Annotated in this window: 19 protein-coding genes, 1 pseudogene and 1 riboswitch; of the genes and pseudogenes, 16 read left to right on the top strand and 4 right to left on the bottom strand. The window is 38.5% G+C overall.

Features of this window, described 5'->3' with window-relative positions; translation table 11 throughout:
* Positions 1 to 605 precede the first annotated feature (605 nt).
* Entirely contained in the window at positions 606 to 1733 is a 1128-nt protein-coding gene (nspC, locus tag BAOM_RS05850) for a carboxynorspermidine decarboxylase (protein WP_127759468.1), read from the bottom strand.
* A gap of 1 nt (position 1734) precedes the next feature.
* On the bottom strand, positions 1735 to 2973 hold the full coding sequence (locus BAOM_RS05855; protein ID WP_119118043.1) for a saccharopine dehydrogenase family protein: 1239 nt from the start codon (positions 2971 to 2973) through the stop codon (positions 1735 to 1737).
* A 903-nt stretch (positions 2974 to 3876) separates the two neighbouring features.
* On the opposite strand from BAOM_RS05855, the gene BAOM_RS05860 reads away from it, so the two are divergent.
* Positions 3877 to 4077, top strand: a complete 201-nt coding sequence (locus BAOM_RS05860) for a hypothetical protein (protein ID WP_127759469.1) — start codon at positions 3877 to 3879, stop codon at positions 4075 to 4077.
* A gap of 549 nt (positions 4078 to 4626) precedes the next feature.
* A pseudogene (locus BAOM_RS05865) lies at positions 4627 to 5405 on the top strand (alpha/beta fold hydrolase).
* Between the two features lie 167 nt (positions 5406 to 5572).
* Here BAOM_RS05865 and BAOM_RS05870 read toward each other — a convergent pair.
* Positions 5573 to 5854, bottom strand: coding sequence for a DUF3219 family protein (locus BAOM_RS05870; protein ID WP_252283218.1), 282 nt, complete (start codon positions 5852 to 5854; stop codon positions 5573 to 5575).
* 438 nt (positions 5855 to 6292) lie between these two features.
* On the opposite strand from BAOM_RS05870, the gene BAOM_RS05875 reads away from it, so the two are divergent.
* From BAOM_RS05875 to BAOM_RS05935, 13 genes are all read left to right on the top strand, one after another.
* Positions 6293 to 6691, top strand: coding sequence for a DoxX family protein (locus tag BAOM_RS05875; RefSeq protein ID WP_127759471.1), 399 nt, complete (start codon positions 6293 to 6295; stop codon positions 6689 to 6691).
* A 158-nt stretch (positions 6692 to 6849) separates the two neighbouring features.
* Entirely contained in the window at positions 6850 to 7482 is a 633-nt protein-coding gene (locus BAOM_RS05880) for an FMN-dependent NADH-azoreductase (protein WP_127759472.1), read from the top strand.
* A gap of 362 nt (positions 7483 to 7844) precedes the next feature.
* Complete coding sequence (locus BAOM_RS05885) at positions 7845 to 8594, top strand: SDR family NAD(P)-dependent oxidoreductase (RefSeq protein ID WP_127759473.1); 750 nt, start codon at positions 7845 to 7847, stop codon at positions 8592 to 8594.
* Between the two features lie 46 nt (positions 8595 to 8640).
* Complete coding sequence (locus tag BAOM_RS05890) at positions 8641 to 9072, top strand: GNAT family N-acetyltransferase (RefSeq protein WP_127759474.1); 432 nt, start codon at positions 8641 to 8643, stop codon at positions 9070 to 9072.
* A 124-nt stretch (positions 9073 to 9196) separates the two neighbouring features.
* A complete protein-coding gene (locus tag BAOM_RS05895) occupies positions 9197 to 10258 on the top strand; it encodes an LLM class flavin-dependent oxidoreductase (protein ID WP_127759475.1) in 1062 nt (353 codons plus the stop codon).
* A 451-nt stretch (positions 10259 to 10709) separates the two neighbouring features.
* A complete protein-coding gene (locus tag BAOM_RS05900) occupies positions 10710 to 11519 on the top strand; it encodes an ABC transporter ATP-binding protein (protein ID WP_127759476.1) in 810 nt (269 codons plus the stop codon).
* A 24-nt stretch (positions 11520 to 11543) separates the two neighbouring features.
* The gene (locus tag BAOM_RS05905) at positions 11544 to 12368 is read left to right on the top strand and encodes an ABC transporter permease (protein ID WP_127759477.1); all 825 of its coding nucleotides are present in this window, start codon (positions 11544 to 11546) and stop codon (positions 12366 to 12368) included.
* A 71-nt stretch (positions 12369 to 12439) separates the two neighbouring features.
* Positions 12440 to 13786, top strand: coding sequence for an LLM class flavin-dependent oxidoreductase (locus BAOM_RS05910; protein WP_127759478.1), 1347 nt, complete (start codon positions 12440 to 12442; stop codon positions 13784 to 13786).
* A 59-nt stretch (positions 13787 to 13845) separates the two neighbouring features.
* On the top strand, positions 13846 to 14862 hold the full coding sequence (locus tag BAOM_RS05915; protein ID WP_127759479.1) for an ABC transporter substrate-binding protein: 1017 nt from the start codon (positions 13846 to 13848) through the stop codon (positions 14860 to 14862).
* A 51-nt stretch (positions 14863 to 14913) separates the two neighbouring features.
* A complete protein-coding gene (locus BAOM_RS05920; protein WP_127759480.1) occupies positions 14914 to 16257 on the top strand; it encodes an LLM class flavin-dependent oxidoreductase in 1344 nt (447 codons plus the stop codon).
* A 14-nt stretch (positions 16258 to 16271) separates the two neighbouring features.
* Positions 16272 to 16811, top strand: a complete 540-nt coding sequence (ssuE, locus tag BAOM_RS05925) for an NADPH-dependent FMN reductase (protein WP_127759481.1) — start codon at positions 16272 to 16274, stop codon at positions 16809 to 16811.
* A 327-nt stretch (positions 16812 to 17138) separates the two neighbouring features.
* On the top strand, positions 17139 to 17333 hold the full coding sequence (locus BAOM_RS05930; protein WP_127759482.1) for a hypothetical protein: 195 nt from the start codon (positions 17139 to 17141) through the stop codon (positions 17331 to 17333).
* A 3-nt stretch (positions 17334 to 17336) separates the two neighbouring features.
* Positions 17337 to 17546: a hypothetical protein gene (locus BAOM_RS05935; RefSeq protein WP_127759483.1), complete on the top strand. Its 210-nt coding sequence runs from the start codon at positions 17337 to 17339 to the stop codon at positions 17544 to 17546.
* Between the two features lie 177 nt (positions 17547 to 17723).
* Here BAOM_RS05935 and dapA read toward each other — a convergent pair whose 3' ends face one another.
* Positions 17724 to 18617, bottom strand: coding sequence for a 4-hydroxy-tetrahydrodipicolinate synthase (gene dapA / locus BAOM_RS05940; RefSeq protein ID WP_127759484.1), 894 nt, complete (start codon positions 18615 to 18617; stop codon positions 17724 to 17726).
* A 126-nt stretch (positions 18618 to 18743) separates the two neighbouring features.
* Positions 18744 to 18923, bottom strand: a riboswitch (Lysine riboswitch).
* 245 nt (positions 18924 to 19168) lie between these two features.
* Here dapA and BAOM_RS05945 point away from each other — a divergent pair.
* Positions 19169 to 20539, top strand: a complete 1371-nt coding sequence (locus BAOM_RS05945; protein WP_252283222.1) for an FAD-binding oxidoreductase — start codon at positions 19169 to 19171, stop codon at positions 20537 to 20539.
* Positions 20540 to 20567 lie beyond the last annotated feature (28 nt).

Here is a 20567-nt window from a genome sequence, read left to right on the forward strand (position 1 = left end):
TCAAAACTTATTATTATATAAATATTAATGTTTTGTCAAGAATAATACTTAACTTTATCATGATTTATTTTAATAGTTATTGCTAATCAATGCTGATGGATGTTGTAATTATGGAGTACTTAGCCATTGAGAAAGAGGGGTAAATTGATTTTGATAGTAAAATATAAATTTTCAACTACTATTAATATTTCTCAATTAATGGGTATTTAGGATATGTATAATATCTGTGAAACTGAGATGGATGGAAGAATGAAAAATGACTGTTTTCAACTTGAATAGACGGTGAATCTATATAACATCCCATCTAGTTGATGGAATGATTGTTAGAGGGTAGGGGAGGCATAAAAGTTTTCTCCGTTGTACTACAAACGGCAAGATTTTAATGTTTTGTATCTTTCTTTACGGGGAATCAGAACTAGGAAAGCTCAAAAAAAATCCAGCAGCACATAGCTGCTGGACGGATAATTTAGGTCATAAAATAATGGTTTCTTAGAAGAATGAACCGTTATTTTAAACTCCTTACTACTAAATAAATCCTCGAAATCTAACTATTCTATTTTTCGTTTTAAATAATTGCGAAAAGAATAGCTATTTTTTCTGGAGGTTTATGCAAGCCTCATTTTAAAATCTTGATAGCCAAATTGGCGCACGACGCGACAATCTCCATCTTTATCTTTAACAGCGATGGCTGGTAATGGCATGCCGTTAAATGTTGTGGTCTTTACCATGGAGTAAATCGCCATATCACCAAAAACTAATCTGTCGCCGCTTTTTAATGGTTGATCAAAAGAATAATCGCCGATCACATCGCCTGTAAGACAAGTTTGTCCGCCAAGTCGATACGTAAATGGCTTCTCGCCTGCGTCTCCTGATCCGAAAAGAGGAGGACGATATGGCATTTCTAATACATCAGGCATATGACAAGTTGCTGAAGTGTCAAGAATAGCAATATCGATTCCATTTTTATGGAGATCAAGTACAGATGTGATTAGATAGCCGGCATTGAGCGCAACGGCTTCACCTGGCTCAAGATAGACTTCTAAACCGTATTTCTCCTGCATTCTCTTAATGCAAGCTTCTAATCTTGGAATATCATAATCTTCTCTTGTGATATGGTGACCGCCGCCAAAGTTAATCCATTCCATCTGTGGCAGCCATTGTCCGAACTTTTCTTCCACTGCATTTAGAGTTGTCTCTAAATCGTCAGAGTTTTGCTGACAAAGAGTGTGGAAGTGAAGTCCTGAAACACCTTCAAGCAAATCGGGACAAAAATCTTCCTGTTTTACACCGAATCTAGAACCTGTTGAACATGGGTCATAGATCTCATGGCCAACTTGTGTAGAACATTCAGGATTGATGCGTAAGCCGACTTTTCTGCCAGCTTGAAGAGCCTTATCTTTAAACTTTTCCAACTGTGAGAAGGAATTAAAGATAATATGATCGCAAATAGATATAATTTCGTCGATTTCATCTTCACGATAGGCAGGGGCAAAGACATGATTTTCTTTGCCCATTTCCTCGTAACCTAGACGTGCTTCGAATAAACCGCTTGCTGTTGCACCACTTAAATATTTTCCAATGAGGGGATACATTGTTGTCATAGAAAATGCTTTTTGTGCTAAAACAATTTTACATCCTGTACGTTCCATGACTCCGTTCAGGATTTTTAGGTTTTTTTCTACAAGATCTTCATCGACTACATAGCATGGTGTTGGTAATTCTTCAAATCGCATATTAACGAGCTAGCTCCGGTTCTACTGATTTTACTGGCTCAGAATCGACAAGCTCTGGATCAAAGCTTTCTTTCCATGGAAGTCCCCATTTGTTTAATGCATCCATGAATGGATCTGGATCAAATTCTTCAATATTGTACACGCCTGGTTTATTCCATTTTCCAGTCATGATCATTGCCGCACCAATCATTGCAGGCACGCCTGTTGTATAAGACACTGCTTGAGAACCTACTTCTTTATAGCATTCTTCATGGTCACAAACATTGTACACATAATATGTTTTCTCTTTTCCGTCCTTTTTCCCTTTAAAGATACAGCCAATGTTCGTTTTACCCTTAGTGCGAGGTCCAAGTGAAGCAGGATCCGGTAATACAGCTTTCAAGAACTGAAGTGGAATAATTTGTTTTCCTTCGAATTCAATTGGCTCAATAGAAGTCATTCCTACATTTTCAAGGCATTTTAGGTGAGTAAGGTAACTTTGGCCAAATGTCATGAAGAAACGGATACGCTTAAGTCCAGGGATGTTTACCGCAAGAGATTCAAGCTCTTCATGGTATAACAAATACATATCTTTTTCGCCAACTTCAGGGAAGTTATACACGCGTTTAATTTCCATTGGTTTCGTTTCGATCCATTCACCATTTTCCCAATATCTTCCGTTGGCAGAAACTTCACGGATATTGATTTCAGGATTGAAATTTGTTGCAAACGGATATCCATGATCTCCAGCATTGCAGTCAAGAATATCGATATATTCAATTTCATCAAAGTGATGTTTCAATGCATAGGCAGAAAATACACCTGTAACACCAGGATCGAAGCCGCTTCCTAAAAGAGCTGTAATACCAGCCTTTTCAAAACGTTCGCGATATTCCCATTGCCATTTGTATTCAAATTTTGCTGTATCTTCCGGCTCATAGTTTGCTGTATCCATATAGTGTGTTTTTGTTGCAAGACAAGCATCCATGATTGTTAAATCTTGATAAGGTAAAGCTAGATTCATCACGATGTCTGGTTTTACTTCTTCAATTAACGCAATTAACTCATCCACGTTATCGGCATCAACTTGTGCAGTTGTAATTTTTGTTTTTCCACCATCTAGTTTTTCTTTTAAAGCATCGCATTTAGATTTTGTACGACTTGCGATACAAATTTCCTCAAATACTTCGCTATTTTGAACACATTTGTGAATAGCAACTGAAGCGACTCCACCACAACCAATAATAAGTGCTTTTCCCATTTCTCTTATCTCCTAACCTAAATAGATTTTTCAAAGCAAAGAGCAATTCCATAACAACCTAATTAGCCGTACATCAACTACTTAGTATGTCTTTAGGAATAACCCATTAAGAAATTTTTAAACAATAAAAAAGCAAGTGCAAAACGCATAATCGCGCACAACACTTGCTTTAGATATAATTATCAATATTTAAAAAGCATCGGTATATCCATGACAAAGTCACGTGCATACGTCTACCATAAAAATCTAAGATATAGGGTAGAAAGCTCTTTAATATTCAAAATATATCGTAATATGATCAGAGTCTATATAGCAAATAATTACTTTTTCCACTCTTATTGACCGTTTCACAAGTTGATGTGCACATGCACTGGTTGTAAAGTAACCAACTTATAAAATTTGAGCTTTTAACTCAATCAATAAGGCAACTAAAGTTGCCAATCGGCATTTGACCCGGCTGTCCGTATGGCCTTGACTTCTTAAAGAAGTGGTCAAAAAATTATCTGCTTGGAAAGACTCGAGGTTTTGAATATTAGCTTTCCAATTAACGCTTCTTTAGATTATCAACATACAATAAAAATATCAATAGGTAAAATAAAAAAAAAATTACCAACTTCAACTATTGAATTGAATTCTATATTATGTAAGTTTGGTTTTAAATGATACTTTCTTGACAGCGATTATTCATATCAATAATCTCTATGTGTTTATACATAGCACAGAAACTGCACAAAGCACCGAAAAGCAAATAGGCTTGGGCAGATAGAATTCCGTAGCGAAGCGCGTTCTCCTCTAGATATGATGAATGATTGTGAAGTGTTGTATGTAAGCTGAAATCATAGTGTTTTTGTATAAAAATGGTAAAATGGAGAGAGGACAATATGAAAAAAGGAGAGAAAATGAATGCAGGAAGTAGATATCTCGGGTCTTATTTTTCAATTAATCGCTTTAGCAGTTCCAATCATTTTTATCGTAATCCTATCATTGTCTTGGCGCTCTTCAAAAAACAGAAAAAAACAATTCAATCATATTGATCACAAATTAAACTCCATGGAGAAAAAAATTAAGGAATTCATGGGCTATCCTGACCACTCCCATGGCTAAAGCCGCTGGGGTTCTTTCTCACAAATATCCCACTTACCACCTTCCATAAGAAGAGGCAGAGGCGAGACTTGGGTGAGCAACACTTGAGAGAAAAACAGTCTTTCAAGAGGGCAAGGTCGGTGCCAACTACGCCGTCCAACCGGCGATACTTGTCTAGGATTACGATACCGCACTCTTTCTATGAAGAGTGTTGGTCGGCAGAACGTTGAACATTTTACGTGACAGACGTTTTTCCTGCCACAACCACCTATGTTCAGTTTTCAAAGAACATCCTATATACCAAATGGTACCATTTTAAACGCATGGTGTACAGAACGTATTTTCGATATTTTGTCTGCACAACGCATTGGAGCGAACGTTCATTCCATCCCTAAAGGGGGTGCAAGCGCACCGTAATGGGCTTTCTTTTCGCAGAAATCTGTAACGCACAAGATAGTTCATGGAACTCCATCCTTTTTCGCTTCTCCACCTTACAATCTAGGTACTCACCTATGTTTACTGAAATGAATATCCTGTTGTTAAAACCATCTTAATTATGGAGGAATGGGCATGGGATACTTTGTGAATGTAGAACCGGATGTGAATCTATATGTGGAAGATATTAACCCAGGCGGTAACAAGACTATAGTGTTTATACATGGTTGGCCGTTGAGTCATAAACAGTTTGAATATCAGTTTGATGTTCTTCCTGCATTGGGTTACCGCTGTATCGGCATAGACTGGAGGGGCTTTGGGAATTCGGATAAACCAATGAACGGCTACACTTATAACAGACTGGCAGATGATATCCGCATGGTAATGGCTACCCTTCAATTAGACAATGTTACGCTCGTGGGCCACTCTACGGGTGGAGGGATCGCAATTCGATATATGTCTCGACACAATGGTTACGGAGTATCCAAACTTGTCCTCGTTGACGCTGCAGCTCCGACAGGCTTTTCAACAGAAACGGCTAATAAACTTCTTAAGGAAACGTTAAATGACCGCCCCAAGATGATGCAGGGAGTAACGGATACTTTTTCTTTCAGTATATAACCAGCTCATTCTCCGACTGGTTTTTCCAAATGGGATTACAGGCTGCAGGGTGGTCAACCGCGGCAATCATTGTTTTATTAAGAGATGAGAAGCTCCATGAAGATATTCTAAAAATAAGTGCCCCCACTTTAATTATTCACGGCATCCATGACAAAGTTATTCCATTTGCGCAAGCTCAAGAACTACATCAAAAAATAAGAAATTCACAGCTTGTACCGTTTCAATATAGCGGCCATGGTCCGTTCTGGGAAGAACGTGACAAGTTTAACCAGCTATTGACCCAATTTATTTAGTTAAGATTAAATAATCGGGGTGAGGAGAAGAAGGTAAGAGATGATTTATCATTTTAGGTTTAGGCGAGAAGACTCCCACTTTAAGTTTGTGCAGAGCGTAGTCTAACAAAGAGTGGGAGATGAATGGCCTTTTGTATAGAGGGAACTGGTTTGAAAGAGTTCTTTTCTTAACTTTTTTCAAGTAAACACAGTTTAAATTCTCCTACGTTGCCTTTTTCATAAAGATTTGTAATGGAAGTTGAATACTGTTGAATGGTCCCTTTAAATTCTCGATTTCTTTCGGGGATTTTTACATCAAATGCTCTTTTGTATAGTAATGTTGTCACATCATGGTAATCTTCACTTGTCACATCAAACGTAACGGAAATGAGATCGCCATCCTTCGTCTTTTTTTCCCCATACTCTTTCACTGAAATAGAGTAGTTATTTAAAATGATTGTTTTTGCCAAAATGATCATATCCTTTTTTGAAATAATTAGGTGCCGATACAAGACTGATTATACTATACACTCCGTTACAGTCTGCAAATCGGAAAAATAAAAAAAGATTATTGACATAAAATTTTTTAAGTATTATCATTATCTCATGTTCGAGATATATTTATTGAAGATAATTTCCGGGGGTGAAAAAAAGAAAATGTACGGATTTGCCGAATCTGTTATGAATGTAAACAACTAAAGCATTACGGGAGCGAATGAGGTGGGAGTAGGCAACAGTTGACCTTCATGCCGTAGAAGCTAGTTGATTATATATTTGAATCATTAAATCGTGTTGAGATAGGAATAATGATTCAAAAAGGTAAATGAAAGAGTAGGAAGTTAAATTTTTTTAATCATTTATCTCGAATTCGAGATAAAATACAGGGTGATTTTTAGGAGGGTTTTTTGATGATAAGTATTGGATTATTAATCATTCGTTTGGTAGTAGGTGTTTTATTCATTGGTCACGGTGCTCAAAAACTATTTGGTTCGTTTGGAGGTTATGGATTAAAAGGTACTGGAGGATGGTTTGAATCTATTGGCATGAAGCCAGGAGTAACAATGGCTCTTTTCGCAGGATTGGCAGAACTTATTGGAGGAATTTTATTTGTTTTAGGATTTTTAACCCCGCTTGCAGGAGTAATCATTGCAGGAACGATGGTAATGGCTATTGTGAAGGTACATGGTCCAAGTGGATTATGGGCAACATCAAATGGATATGAATATAACCTTACCCTGCTTGCAGTGGCTATTGGTATAGCGCTAATAGGTCCTGGGCAATACGCTGTAGACGCATTTTTATTCTAAAATATAGTTAATTAGAGAGTATTGAACGATTACCGTGTTTATGAGTTCACTAACAATGTTAAGTGCTTGAAATCTATTTTGTTGACAATTATATTTTACTTATATATTATGAATTCGAGATATCTTTATTAATGATAATTTAAAGGAGACTAACAATCATGAACGTATTAGTTGTAAAAGCAAATAACCGTCCAGCTTCCGAAGCAGTATCAAGTAAAATGTATGAAACTTTTATGGAGAACGTAGAAGGTGTAAATGTAACAACTTATGATGTATTTGCAGAAGATATGCCTTACTTTGGTCAAGATTTATTCAACGCTTTTGGTAAATTAGAATCAGGCGAAGAAATGACAGACGTAGAACAACGTATTTTAGCTGCTAAACAAAAAGCAATGGATGCTTTAACAGCAGCAGACGTAGTAGTATTCGCGTTCCCATTATGGAACTTAACAATCCCAGCTAAATTACAAACATTTATCGACTATGTGTACCAAGCAGGTTTCACATTCAAATATAACGAAAATGGTCAATTAGTAAGCTTAATGACTGATAAAAAAGCGATTATTTTAAGTGCACGTGGCGGTGTTTACTCAACACCAGAAGCAGCGCCAATGGAAATGGCTGCTACTTATATTAAAAACGTTGTTGGCGGCGTATTCGGTATGGAAATCGTAAACGAAGTCATTATTGAAGGCCATAATGCAGCGTCAGATCAAGCTGAAACGATTATTGCTGAAGGTTTAGAAAAAGTTAAAGCTGTAGCAAAAGAATTATCAGCAGTAACAGCTTAAATCATAAGTTTTTCATCTAGATTTTAAAAACATGATGTGAAATAGATTGACACAATCCTTGTCTGTTTTATATAACGAAGCGAGAGGCTGTCCTAAAAGTCATGAAAATGGCTTTCGGGGCAGCCTTCCCGTTTAGTTGAACAATCATTCTCCTCAGATTGTTCCTTTTCTACCGTCCTCAAAAAGTGTGTTTAAGGACAAAGTTCCAGAACTCGAGTCAGGAAATGTCCTTCATCAGAGTCATGAAGCACAAAATTCCAGCAAATCTTTCTTTTTAATCTGTTATAGAGACAGGTTTTCTCTCTATTGTTCTTTTGTGTTATCTTAAAAAATATTGAGAGTAAAAAGGATGTGTACAGATTATGGATTTCTCTAATAAAACAGTCGTGATAACAGGAGCAGGAAATGGCATTGGACAAGGCGTTGCTCTATCTTATGCAGAAAAAGGGGCTAATGTCGTTTTAGCAGATATAGATGAAACAGCAGGTATACAAACGGTTACTAGGATAAATGAACAGGGTGGAGAAGCACTTTTCGTACAAACAGATGTAAGAGTGGAAGCAGATATCATTCGATTAATGGAGGCAGCTAATCAAACATATGGTCAAATCGATATTTTAATTAATAATGCAGGAAAAGCGTTATTCAGGTCTCCTTATGATCTATCGATAGAAGAGTGGGACGATGTGATTAATACAAACTTAAGAAGTGTGTTCTTAGGCTCACGTGAAGCGGCAAAATATATGCGTCATAATAAGGATGGCGGATCGATTGTCAATATTGCCTCCACAAGGGCTGTTATGTCTGAGCCAAATTCGGAATCTTATGCGGCCACAAAAGGTGGAATCGTCGCCGTCACACATGCGCTAGCGGCCTCATTAGGTGAAGACAGGATTACAGTAAATGCTATTTCTCCAGGTTGGATTGAAACAGGAGATTATGCAAAATTAAGTCAAATCGACCATGAACAGCATCTATCCAAGCGCGTAGGAAAACCAGATGATATTGCACGAGCTTGTCTATATTTAACAGCTAAAGAAAATGATTTTGTTACAGGCATTAACCTCGTCGTAGATGGTGGAATGACAAGGAAAATGATTTATGAGGAATAAGAAAGTAAAGTGCTTGAATCATACATCCAGAAAGGGCTGAAGGTAAGTGGAGTTAAAAAGAATAACAGTCGATAATGATTTGAAAAAAGCATTTCAGATTAGAAAAGAAGTATTTGTTGAAGAACAAGGTGTGCCAGTAGAGGCAGAATTTGATGAATTTGACACACTAAATGGACAATGTGAACACACTTTAGTTTATTACGAGGAACAACCTGTCGGAACGGGAAGAGTAAGAGTTGTTGATGGCGTAGGGAAATTGGAGAGAATTTGTATTTTAGCTCCGTACCGTAAATTTGGTCTTGGGAAAGTAATTATTAAAGCATTAGAAGAAATAGCAAAAGAAAAAGGAATATCTCGAGTGAAATTACATGGACAAACACAAGCAGAAGGTTTTTATGAAAAGCTTGGTTATCAGGCGTCATCCGATGTATTTATGGAAGAAGGTATTCCGCATGTTTTAATGGTAAAGGAATTATGATGTGAAGAAGAAGTTGAGCGCAACCTTTAATGTCGTAAGGGATTCGGGTACTCTGAAAAATAAGCTTACATAAGAGCTATAGAGAATCATACGATTTGTTCTCTAGGAGCAGGAGGGGAATAAAATGGAGATAGGTATAAGCACGTTTGTAGAGACAACACCAGATGTCAAAACGGGCGAAGTAATCAGTCATACACAGCGTATACGTGAAGTAGTTGAAGAAATTGTACTAGCCGATAAAGTAGGCTTGGATGTGTTTGGTGTAGGTGAACATCATCGCAAAGATTATGCGGCATCTTCTCCAGCCGTTGTGCTGGCTGCAGCTGCGTCGCAAACGAAGCGAATTCGATTAACAAGTGCGGTTACGGTGCTTTCTTCTGCAGACCCGGTGCGAGTGTTTCAGGATTTTGCAACAGTGGATGCGATTTCAAATGGTCGTGCAGAAATCATGGCAGGCCGGGGCTCTTTTATTGAATCATTTCCACTGTTTGGCTATGACTTAAAAGATTATAATGAGCTGTTTGAAGAGAAGCTGGAGCTATTGTTAAAAATTCGAGAATCTGAAAAAGTGACTTGGAGAGGGGGGCATCGACCAGCGATTCAAAATCTTGGTGTGTATCCGCGTCCAGTCCAGAATCCATTGCCGGTCTGGATTGGCAGCGGCGGGAATTCTGAGTCGGTTGTTCGTGCAGGTTTACTAGGATTGCCGCTCGTTCTAGCGATTATTGGCGGCCGTCCGATTCAATTTGAACCGCTTGTCCGACTTTATAAAAAGGCCGCAGCACGCGCTGGTCATGATGTATCAAAGCTTTCCGTCGCCTCGCATTCACATGGTTTTGTTGCGGAGAACACGGAAGTGGCAGCGGACAAATTTTTCCCTTCGACCCAGCAAGCGATGAACGTATTAGGACGAGAGCGTGGATGGGGACCGTATACCCGGGCTACTTTCGATGCTGCTCGCAGCTTGGAAGGTGCCCTGTATGTCGGGGATCCACAGACTGTTGCTGATAAAATTATTTATTTGCGAAAGAATGTAGGTATCACCCGTTTTATGCTGCATGTACCAGTTGGCACAATGCCTCATGAAGATGTCATGAGGGCGATTGAGCTGTTAGGTAAAGAAGTGGCACCTAAAGTTCGCGAAGAGGTATCAAGATGGGAAAGGGAGAGCGAAGGGAAGGAATAAGTTCTCAGTTTGTTTAATTTAAAATGGCCTCAGTCTATATAGGCTTGGGTCATTTTATTGCATAAAAACAGGAAGTAGGTCGAAAATCTCGTTTTCCATTTTTAAGTGAATATGGCGAAATTTTTTAAAAATATCATTGACATTCTATTTTTATGTGATAAATTAAGTTTATAAGTTTAGTTGGTATTAAACCTACAAAAAACTCCTACTTTTAAGTGTATCGTTAAAATAGGATCGATTGAGTAGGACAAAGTTAAATACATAGCAGATGCTGACTGGTTAACCGGAGGCTCAGATGATAAACGATAGTCGTTGTCACCTGAGCCTTTTTTGCTTAAACGAGTCGGCTTCCACTAGTAATCTAAGCTAAGGTAACTAATTAGAAGGATTGCTATAACTATAAACCTACTATTCTTATGTGTTTAATTATAAAAAGGGTGGGGTGAGCTCATTGACAGGTACTGAGAAAATTAGATTTGAACGTGTCACAAAAACTTTTACGGTTCGTGATACGAAACAAAAGGGTGTAATGCAAGAATTTACAGCAGTAAAGGATTTAAGTTTTACGGTAAAAGAAGGCGAGTTTTTAACATTAGTAGGTCCAAGTGGCTGCGGCAAATCAACTTTGCTTGATTTACTAGGCGGCTTATCAATGCCAACACGCGGACGCATTTTAATTGATGGTGAAAAAATTACAGGCCCAGGGCTGGATCGCGGTATTGTCTTTCAGCAATATGCCCTATTTCCATGGAAGACAGCACGCGGCAATATTGAATTTGGCTTAGAGGCAAAGGGTGTTCCAAAGTACGAACGAAGAGAACGAGCCGAGCATTTTCTTGCTTTAGTTGGACTTAGTCATTTTGCGGATCGTTATCCACATGAACTATCCGGGGGAATGAAGCAGCGTGTAGCGATTGCTAGAAGTCTAGCTTTTAATCCAGATGTCTTACTGATGGATGAACCCTTTGCAGCACTTGATGCCCAAACACGTGAATCCCTGCAAAGTGAACTTTTGCGTATTTGGGAGAAAACGAAGAAAACGATTATTTTTATTACACATGGTATCGATGAGGCAGTCTATTTAGGCGAACGTGTCGTCGTGTTGACACCAGGGCCTGGTACGGTGAAAACGATTGTGGATATTCCGCTTAAGTCACGTTTAGAGGATGCGGATATTCGTTCCCATCCTGATTTTGTGAAAGCGCGTCATGAAGTTTGGAGTTTACTGCATGAACATGAATACCAAGGTGCTCATATTTAACTAGAATAGAGAGGAGTCATACTTATGGAGACAATAAAATCTATACAGTCAGCTGTAGAGCCGAGAAAACCAAAACTGTTTGTGTTTTCCAGCCTACAAAAGGTTTTCAAACAGTCTATTGTATTAGTGGCATTATTTTTACTATGGGAAATCTCACCACGAATTGGCTTAGTAGATCCGGCATTCTTTCCGACATTTTCTAGTGTAGTGATCTCTTGGTGGAATATGGTTATATCAGGTGAGCTTTTTGCTCATTTTATGGCGAGTATCACCCGTTCAGTGAGTGGGTTTGGGTTAGCATTGCTGATTGCCATTCCATTAGGGTTGATGATTGGTTGGTATCCATTAGCAAGAGAATTATTAAATCCAGTGTTAGAATTGTTCAGAAATACAGCGGCATTAGCTTTGCTTCCGGTATTTATGTTGCTGCTAGGAATCGGTGAAACGTCCAAAATTGCTATTGTATTATTCGCCTGCACATGGCCGATTCTCTTAAACACCATTGCTGCTGTAGGAAACGTAGATCCATTATTAATTAAATCAGCGCGTTCGATGAATCTCTCTTCTTATCAACTATTTCTTAAAGTGATTTTACCAGCATCCGTTCCAACTATTTTTACAGGGATTCGTATGGCAGGAACAGGAGCGATTTTAGTGTTAATCGCAGCAGAAATGGTCGGAGCAAAAGAAGGGTTAGGTTATTTAATTACGTATTCACAATACAACTTCCAAATTCCTGAAATGTACGCAGGTATTTTAACGATTGCTTTGTTAGGCTTACTCATCAATCAAGGCTTAAGCATGCTTGAGCGTAAATTTTCAAAATGGAAGCAGCCAGTAAATCTATGATTTGTAAGTGATTCTATTATTTTTTTACATTAATTCTAACTAAAACAATAAGATAAATAGGAGTTGGTAATATGACAAAAAAACGAATGAAATTAGGTGCATTTTTCCACTTGCCTGGGCATCATGTAGCGAGCTGGCGTTATCCTTCAACAGCGGCAAATCGTATATTCGATCTAGATTATTTAACGGAATTAGCGCAAACAGCCGAGCGTGGAAAATTCGATATGATTTTCTTTGCGGATACATTTGGTCAAACACCTTCAGAAAGGCTAGCCACTGAGGTCTTAAAACTGGATCCACTTATTATTCTTTCAGCACTTGCAGCAGTGACAAAAAATATTGGTTTAACGGCAACGTTAACAACAACTTATAATGAACCGTTTCAAGTAGCACGTAAATTTAGTGCCATTGATCATCTGTCAAAAGGGCGGGCAGCTTGGAATGTAGTGACATCTTCCAATGAAAGAGAGTCATTATTATTCGGTAAAGCAAAGCATCTAGAGCATGCACAGCGTTATGAAAGAGCTGAGGAATTTGTAGATGTTGTCAAGAAGTTATGGTTTTCCGTTGAAGAAGAGGCACTTGTCATCGATAAGGAGAAAGGGAAGTTCTTAGACTTAGAGAAGGTTCATCCAGTCAATTATGAGGGCGAATGGTTCAAAGTGCAAGGAACGTTGGATTCGCCAGCGACACCGCAAGGCCATCCAGTAATTGTGCAGGCAGGCTCTTCAGAAGCAGGGAAGGAACTTGCGGCAAAAACGGCTGAGGTTATTTTCACAGCCTGGCAGACACTTGAAGAGGCACAAGCTTTCTATCGTGATGTGAAGGGACGCCTTGCAAAATATGGTCGCAAACCTGAAGATTTAAAAATTATGCCGGGTGTTTTCATTACAGTAGCGAAAACAGAGGAAGAAGCGATTGCTAAACGAAAAGAATTAAATAGCTACATTTCACCTGAGATAGGTCTTGAATACTTATCAAATTTCTTTGGTGTAGATTTAACAGGATACGATGCAGAGGCACCACTTCCTGAAAGTGTAGAGTTTAACGATAAGACGAATCCACAAATCCGTTATACGATTATTCGCACTCTTGCGGAACGTAAAAATTTAAAAACATTACGCGAAGTATACGAGCATATTGCGGGGGGACGCGGTCATCGAGAAATTGTTGGTACACCGGCACAAATTGCTGATCAATTAGAGGAATGGTTCTTAAATGAAGGTGCGGATGGCTTTAATGTGATGTCACCAACTTTCCCGGATGGTCTTCATGATATTGTGGAACTGGTCATTCCAGAATTACAGAGACGCGGTTTATTCCGTACAGAATATGAAAGCAATACACTGCGTGGGAATTTAGGACTTTCAGTACCTGTAAGTCCGTCTAAAAAGCAGATACAAAGAGCTGGAAAATAGAGCAGAATTTAGCGCTGAAAAAATAGGCGACTTATTGAATTGAAGTGGGGAGAGCAATTATGAAAAAATTAGCTTCATTTATTTTAGCAACCGGTGTAATCGGCAGTATTTTAACAGGCTGTTCAGATAATAAGACAGCTGCTGATTCTAAAGAAGATACAGTACTGCAATATCAAGGGTCGCCAGGTATCGTGGGCTTTCCTGAACTAGCAGAGGATTTAGGCTATTTAGGAGATTTAAAGTTGGATTATATAGGTGATAGCACTGGTGGACCGGAAAGCATTCAATTAACGTCGACAAAACAAATAGATTTTGGGGCCGCATTTAATGGAGCTATTATTAAATCTTATTCAAAAAATGTAAAATTAAAGTCCGTCGTTGGTTCTTATGGCAGTGATGAAAATACGTATATGGGTGCTTATGTACTTGAGGGGAGTCCGATTAAATCGGGGAAAGATTTAATTGGTAAAAAAGTGGGCGTGAATATTTTAGGGGCTCATGCGGAGTTTGTTATCAAAGATTATTTACGTCAAAGCGGCTTAACTGAAAAAGAAATTGAACAAGTGACACTAGTAACCATTCCGATGTCGAATGCAGAACAAGCGCTGCGAAATAAACAACTAGATGCGGCTGTATTTGGTGGTACTGCAAGTATTGCAAGAGATCGAGCTCTAGAAGCGGGAGGAATTGTAGAATTATTTAAAGACATTGATGTGTTTGGCTCGGAGTTTACGGCAGGTGATTATTTCTTTACAGAGCAGTATATCAAGGATAACCCAAATACTGTACAGCAATTTACGGAAGGGGTTGCCAAGGCTATTGAATGGGCACAAACAACACCTAGGGAAGAAGTCATTGCACGCTTTGAGAAAATTATCAATGAGCGCGGGCGAAAAGAAACGACTGATAACCTTAAATATTGGAAGAGTACAGGAATTGCGGAAACAGGCGGTGTCATTACACCATCCGAGTATGATGTTTGGATTGATTGGCTTGTCAGAAATGGTGAACTAAAAGAAGGTCAAGTGAAGGCGGAAGATTTATATACAAACGAATATAACCCGTTTGCTAAATAATTTTTTTGTAAAATTCCGATTAAATGAATATGACAAATAGGAGTTGTTGTTATGACGAAAAAACAAATGAAATTAGGGGCGTTTTTCAATTTGCCTGGACATCATGTTGCGAGCTGGCGTCACCCTTCTTCAGGAGCGGATCGAACATTGGATTTAGATTATTTAATTGAATTAGCCCAAACGGCTGAGCGCGGTAAATTCGATATGGTGTTTTTTGCGGATGTATTTGGTCAATCTATTTTAGAAAATTCATCATCGGGATTGAAGCTCGATCCAGTCATTATTATTTCAGCGCTTGCAGCAGTTACGAAAAATATTGGATTAACCGCTACATTGACAACTACATACAACGAACCGTTCCATGTAGCGCGTAAATTTGGTGCTATTGATCATCTATCAAAAGGCCGGGCGGCTTGGAATGTAGTCACTTCAGCAAACGACAGTGAATCACTCCTTTTTGGTAAAGAAAAACATTTACAGCACGCGCTCCGCTATGAACGTGCAGAGGAATTTGTGGATGTTGTCAAGAAGCTATGGTTTTCGATTGAAGACGAGACACTTGTTATCGACAAGGAACAAGGTCGGTTTTTAGATATAGACAAGGTGCACCCGGTTAATCATGAGGGGGAATGGTTTAAGGTACAAGGGACGCTGGATTCGCCATCGACACCGCAAGGCCATCCGGTCATTGTGCAGGCTGGATCGTCCGAAGTTGGAAAAGAGCTTGCGGCAAAAACGGCGGAAGTTATTTTTACAGCATGGCAAACACTTGAAGAGGCTCAGACTTTCTATCGTGATGTAAAAGGGCGCCTAGCTAAATATGGCCGTAAGCCTGAGGATTTAAAAATTATGCCTGGTGTATTTATTACAGTGGCTAAAACGGAGGAAGAGGCACTTGCCAAACAGCGACAGCTGAATAGCCGTATTTTACCAGAAGTAGGTCTAGCCTATTTATCGAATTTCACCAATATTGATTTATCAGGATATGATGTGGATGCTCCGCTGCCGGAGTTTAGCACAATTGAAGATGAAACGAATCCGCGCATTCGCTACAATATCATTCGTGACATTGCAAAACGGGAAAATTTACAAACAATCCGTGAAATTTATGAGCGTATTGCGGGGGCACGCGGTCACCGGGAAATCGTTGGAACACCTGAACAGATTGCAGATCAATTAGAGGAGTGGTTCTTAAATGAAGGCGCAGATGGCTTTAACATTATGCCACCAACTTTCCCGGATGGCTTGAACGATATTGTTGAACTCGTAATCCCGGAACTACAGCGTCGAGGTTTATTCCGCACTGAATATGAGAGCGATACATTACGTGGAAATTTAGGACTTTCAGTACCTGTACATCCATCTAAAAAAACGGCACAAATAACAGGTAAGTAAAGGAGAGAATGCAAATGACTAAAGCAGTGATTATTAATGGAGGCAATACAAAGAAATCTCGTTTAACAGCTATTCAACAAAAGGTGGAAAGATTTTTTGAGCAAGAGGAAATCAACTTCCATTCGCTTTATGTACATGAGCTGCCAGCAACGGATTTAATTACAGCAAACTTTGCAAGCGAGGACATTCAGCGTGCTAATCAGCAAGTAGCAGAAGCAGACATTGTTGTCATTTTAACGCCTATTTATAAAGCTTCTTTTACAGGTATTTTAAAGACATATTTAGATTTATTGCCGCAAAAAGCATTAGAGGGAAAAATCGTTGTACCTTTGGCAGTAGGTGGCTCGTTTGGTCATCTTTTAGCCATTGAATATGCATTAAAGCCAGTATTATCGGTACTAGGTGCAACTGAAATTTTAAATCCGGTCTATGTTATTGATCAGCAAATTGAACGTTTAGCAACAGGCGGTTTCCGTATTGAGGCTGAAGCGGAGCAGCGATTAACCGCAGAATTACAAAAGCTGCTTAATGTAAAGATTAGTAGATTAGTTTAAGTAAAGTACTTTATACGATAAGGTTAAAAGGTTTATTTTAGAAAATTGTACTTAGAATAATAAAACCTTTTTAAATAAAAGTTCTTTAAGATATTCAAGTTACAAGAAAGTTATAGAGTTTTAGTTAAGGACGTTGATGAATTTAAACCGACGTCCTTTTTTGATACGTTTAGCATGGGTACAAGTAATAAATGCTTTTTGTTTCTAAAGAAGTTCGATAATTGTATAAAAAACTTGGGTTTACGATTTTTTATAGATATTTGTCTAATCAAATTTAATGACAGTTACATAGTGTGTGAGTAATAATTTGGGAAAGATGTGAAACGTTTGGATAATAATAGAAAAAATAAAATAGAGCAAGAAGTTAAAGTACACTGTTCTAAATGTGGCGGGAGGAAATGTAATTGCGTTAAAGTTAAGAAGAAACAAAAAGTCATAGAAGATAATAAAAAATTAATAGTTGAACAAGAAGTTGAGGTAAATATATTTAAAGGAGAAACGGGTTCAACAGGAGCAACATGAGCAATGGGTGCAACAACAACGTTTGGTTCGTTATATAGGTCTGATACTGTAAGAACCTTTGTACAAGGCGTTCCGATAGAGTTTGATTTTCCTAGACCCATTTCAAATACGAATCTAAATTCAGGAACCAATAGGATTATGATTTTAGTCAATGGTGTACATGAAATAACTGCAACTCTTACTTTTTTAAATACTGGAAGTGCGACAAGGTGAAAAAGTAACCAGTATAAAAATGACGTGTACCATTTTACACGTCATTTTTTACTTTCATTTAATAAATAAAGTAAGATACGAGTGCTAATCTCCCAGACAGTAATGTGATATGGGAGGTCAGTCCCTTTTTGGATTTCGCATAGATGATTCAAAACTTTCATTTATTAAAAAACTTTTTTAAGAAATCGTTTCTTCTTTTACATTCAGTACTTGCAGTGCTTGTTTTAAGGCACTTGTTTCTTCATCGTTTAGAGGAATGATTGGTAAGCGAACGCCGCCAACATTGGTCCCTTTTAGATTTAATGCTGCTTTTACCGGTGATGGATTTGGTGCAGCAAATAGTGCTTTTATAATTGGGAGAAGTTTGCGGTGAGCTAGAGCAGCTTCTTGAAGCTTCCCATTTTTGAAATTTTCAATCATTGCTTGCATTTCATTGCCTATAATGTGAGAAGCAACTGAGATTACTCCCGTGCCGCCAATCGATAATACCGGCAAAGTTAAACCATCATCACCGCTGTACAATGAAAAATCTTCCGGTGTTTGGCTAATAATTGCAGTCATCGCATCTAAGTTGCCGCTTGCATCTTTAATGGAAACAATATTTGGAATCTGTGCAAGGCGAACGACAGTTTCAACAGAAATATTGACAACGCTGCGTCCTGGTATATTATACAGCATAACCGGTAATGACGTTGACTCAGCAATTGCTTTAAAGTGTTGATATAATCCCTCTTGAGAAGGTTTATTGTAGTATGGAGCAACAAGCATAATTCCATCGACCCCTGCTTGTTCTGCAAGCTTCGTTAAATCGATAGAGGCTTTAGTGTTATAAGAGCCAGTACCAGCAATAACAGGAATTCTTCCATTCACAACTTCAACGACAAATTTGAATAATTCGACTTTTTCTTCCGTCGTTAATGTAGGGGATTCTCCAGTTGTACCCGCAACTACTAAACCGTCTGTACCATTGTCAATTAAATAATTGATTAAGTTTTTTGCAGCATTAAAATCAATCTCACCATTGTGATCAAATGGGGTTACCATTGCAGTTAAAATTTGTCCGAAATTCATTACTTCTCCACGTCCTTTAATGATTTTTATATAGAGGGAGAAGGGCGATTAACGATAAACGCGAAAAAGCAACAACGGGGCTTCGCTGCTGCAGTAGAAACAATATGTAACAAAAATTATTTCTGTGCGTAAGATAGCCCTCCATATAGTTTCCTATATGACAGTTCTGTATTTATTCAATAACAGAACCAGCTTCAAGAAATATGAGATTCTTTCCACTTCGGCAAATTCCCCTTTTCGCAATCGTCATTGGATCTCATCATCCTCCCAGTGCGTACTTATGGTCTTTGCTCCTCTATCCTTACTTCAAAAGAATATTGAAATAAGTGAATATTTAATTATGTTAGATGATACCAGTTTTTTTACTTGATTGCAATGAAAAGTTAGTGTTTGTCCCTTTTACTTTTTGAAGAATCTATGTCAACTAGTTTGAGAATATGACTATTGGTGTAATTATGATTACAGAATTTTGTGGAAAAACAACCAAATAATGGTACTATTATATGGTAACAATGAACTAGTGTTCAAATATAAAAGATAGGAGTGATTACATGATGTATAGTACCCTTGAGAAGCATGTAGGCAGCCGATTAATACGTCCAAATGATGCGCGTTATGATGAAGTAAGAAGGGTTTGGAATGCTGTAATTGATAGAAAACCAGCCGCAATAGTAGTTTGTGAGTCAGAAAATGATGTGATTGCAGCTGTACAGTTTGCGAAGGAAAATGAATTATCTATTTCGATTCGCGGTGGAGGACACCATGTAGCCGGCCTTGCTGTTTGTGATGATGGGGTAATGATCGACTTATCACACATGAGAAAAGTAACAGTAGATGAAAAGAGACAAGTGGCTGTTGTAGAAGGTGGAGCTACTCTTGGAGATATAGATCTTGAAACTCAAAAGTATGGACTGGCAGTTCCTACTGGGACGGTTTCCGAAACAGGTGTTGCCGGGTTAGCTCTAAATGGCGGTATTGGTTATTTAAGAGGGAAGTATGGGTTAACTTGTGACAATCTTGTTGGTGCAAGAGTCGTAACAGCGGACGGTGTTGTGCTTGAGGTTAATGAAAAGAATCATCAAGATTTATTTTGGGCAATTCGCGGAGGCGGCGGAAATTTTGGGGTCGTCACTAGATTTGAGTTTGCCTTGCATGCCGTAGGTCCAGAAGTGTTGGCTTTGGATGTGATGTACGATTTTAAGGATGCAAAAGACATCTTAAACAAAGCTCAACAATTTTTGGCTCAAGCTCCTGATGAAGCAGTTTCTCTTAATATAACAGCTGCTGTTCTGCCGCCTGCCCCGTTTTTACCTGAATTTTTACATCATAAAAAGGTAATCATGCTTTTAGGAATCTATGCAGGTGATGCGAAAGAAGGCCAAACAGTTATTCAACCGCTTCGCGAGTTAGCAGAACCAATTGTTGATCAAACAGGAGTAGTGCCATTTGTAGCGTTCCAAAAGAAGCTAGACCCAATGGTGCCAAAAACCGTACCTGTTTATGGAAGCTCTCTTTTCTTTGATGAATTGGATGATACAGTCATTGAGCAGCTCCTCTATAAAATAGACAATGCGCCGGCTCCAAGCATCCTTGTTCAGCTATGGGCACTTGGCGGAAAAATGAATCGAGTACCTGTTCATGCAACTCCATTTGCCATCCGAAATGCAAAGTTTGTCCTGTTGGTTGATGTAATGGCTATGGCTGGAGACGATGCTGTATGTAAACAATGGATAGATTCCGTATATGGAGGACTGCTCCCATTTTCCTACAAAAATGCCTCATATCTTAATGGAGTCGGTGTAAGCGACGATGTAACGACTAATGCATTTCAAGAAAACTACGAGCGCTTAGTAGAGGTAAAGAAAACGTACGATCCAAGTAATAGATTCCGTCATAACCATAACATTAATCCACAAGGATAATCTATTGGCTGTTAAGTATGTTCAAGCT

Source organism: Peribacillus asahii (assembly GCF_004006295.1).
GTDB classification, from domain to species: Bacteria; Bacillota; Bacilli; order Bacillales; family DSM-1321; genus Peribacillus; species Peribacillus asahii_A.

Excerpts from the sequence above, each read along its gene's own strand:
- nspC (WP_127759468.1), bottom strand. The coding sequence starts at position 1,733 with ATGCGATTTGAAGAATTACCAACACCATGCTATGTAGTCGATGAAGAT.
- BAOM_RS05875 (WP_127759471.1), top strand. The coding sequence starts at position 6,293 with ATGATAAGTATTGGATTATTAATCATTCGTTTGGTAGTAGGTGTTTTA.
- BAOM_RS05860 (WP_127759469.1), top strand. The coding sequence starts at position 3,877 with ATGCAGGAAGTAGATATCTCGGGTCTTATTTTTCAATTAATCGCTTTA.
- BAOM_RS05905 (WP_127759477.1), top strand. The coding sequence starts at position 11,544 with ATGGAGACAATAAAATCTATACAGTCAGCTGTAGAGCCGAGAAAACCA.
- dapA (WP_127759484.1), bottom strand. The coding sequence starts at position 18,617 with ATGAATTTCGGACAAATTTTAACTGCAATGGTAACCCCATTTGATCAC.
- BAOM_RS05920 (WP_127759480.1), top strand. The coding sequence starts at position 14,914 with ATGACGAAAAAACAAATGAAATTAGGGGCGTTTTTCAATTTGCCTGGA.
- BAOM_RS05885 (WP_127759473.1), top strand. The coding sequence starts at position 7,845 with ATGGATTTCTCTAATAAAACAGTCGTGATAACAGGAGCAGGAAATGGC.
- BAOM_RS05935 (WP_127759483.1), top strand. The coding sequence starts at position 17,337 with ATGGGTGCAACAACAACGTTTGGTTCGTTATATAGGTCTGATACTGTA.
- ssuE (WP_127759481.1), top strand. The coding sequence starts at position 16,272 with ATGACTAAAGCAGTGATTATTAATGGAGGCAATACAAAGAAATCTCGT.
- BAOM_RS05910 (WP_127759478.1), top strand. The coding sequence starts at position 12,440 with ATGACAAAAAAACGAATGAAATTAGGTGCATTTTTCCACTTGCCTGGG.
- BAOM_RS05895 (WP_127759475.1), top strand. The coding sequence starts at position 9,197 with ATGGAGATAGGTATAAGCACGTTTGTAGAGACAACACCAGATGTCAAA.
- BAOM_RS05945 (WP_252283222.1), top strand. The coding sequence starts at position 19,169 with ATGATGTATAGTACCCTTGAGAAGCATGTAGGCAGCCGATTAATACGT.
- BAOM_RS05855 (WP_119118043.1), bottom strand. The coding sequence starts at position 2,973 with ATGGGAAAAGCACTTATTATTGGTTGTGGTGGAGTCGCTTCAGTTGCT.
- BAOM_RS05915 (WP_127759479.1), top strand. The coding sequence starts at position 13,846 with ATGAAAAAATTAGCTTCATTTATTTTAGCAACCGGTGTAATCGGCAGT.
- BAOM_RS05880 (WP_127759472.1), top strand. The coding sequence starts at position 6,850 with ATGAACGTATTAGTTGTAAAAGCAAATAACCGTCCAGCTTCCGAAGCA.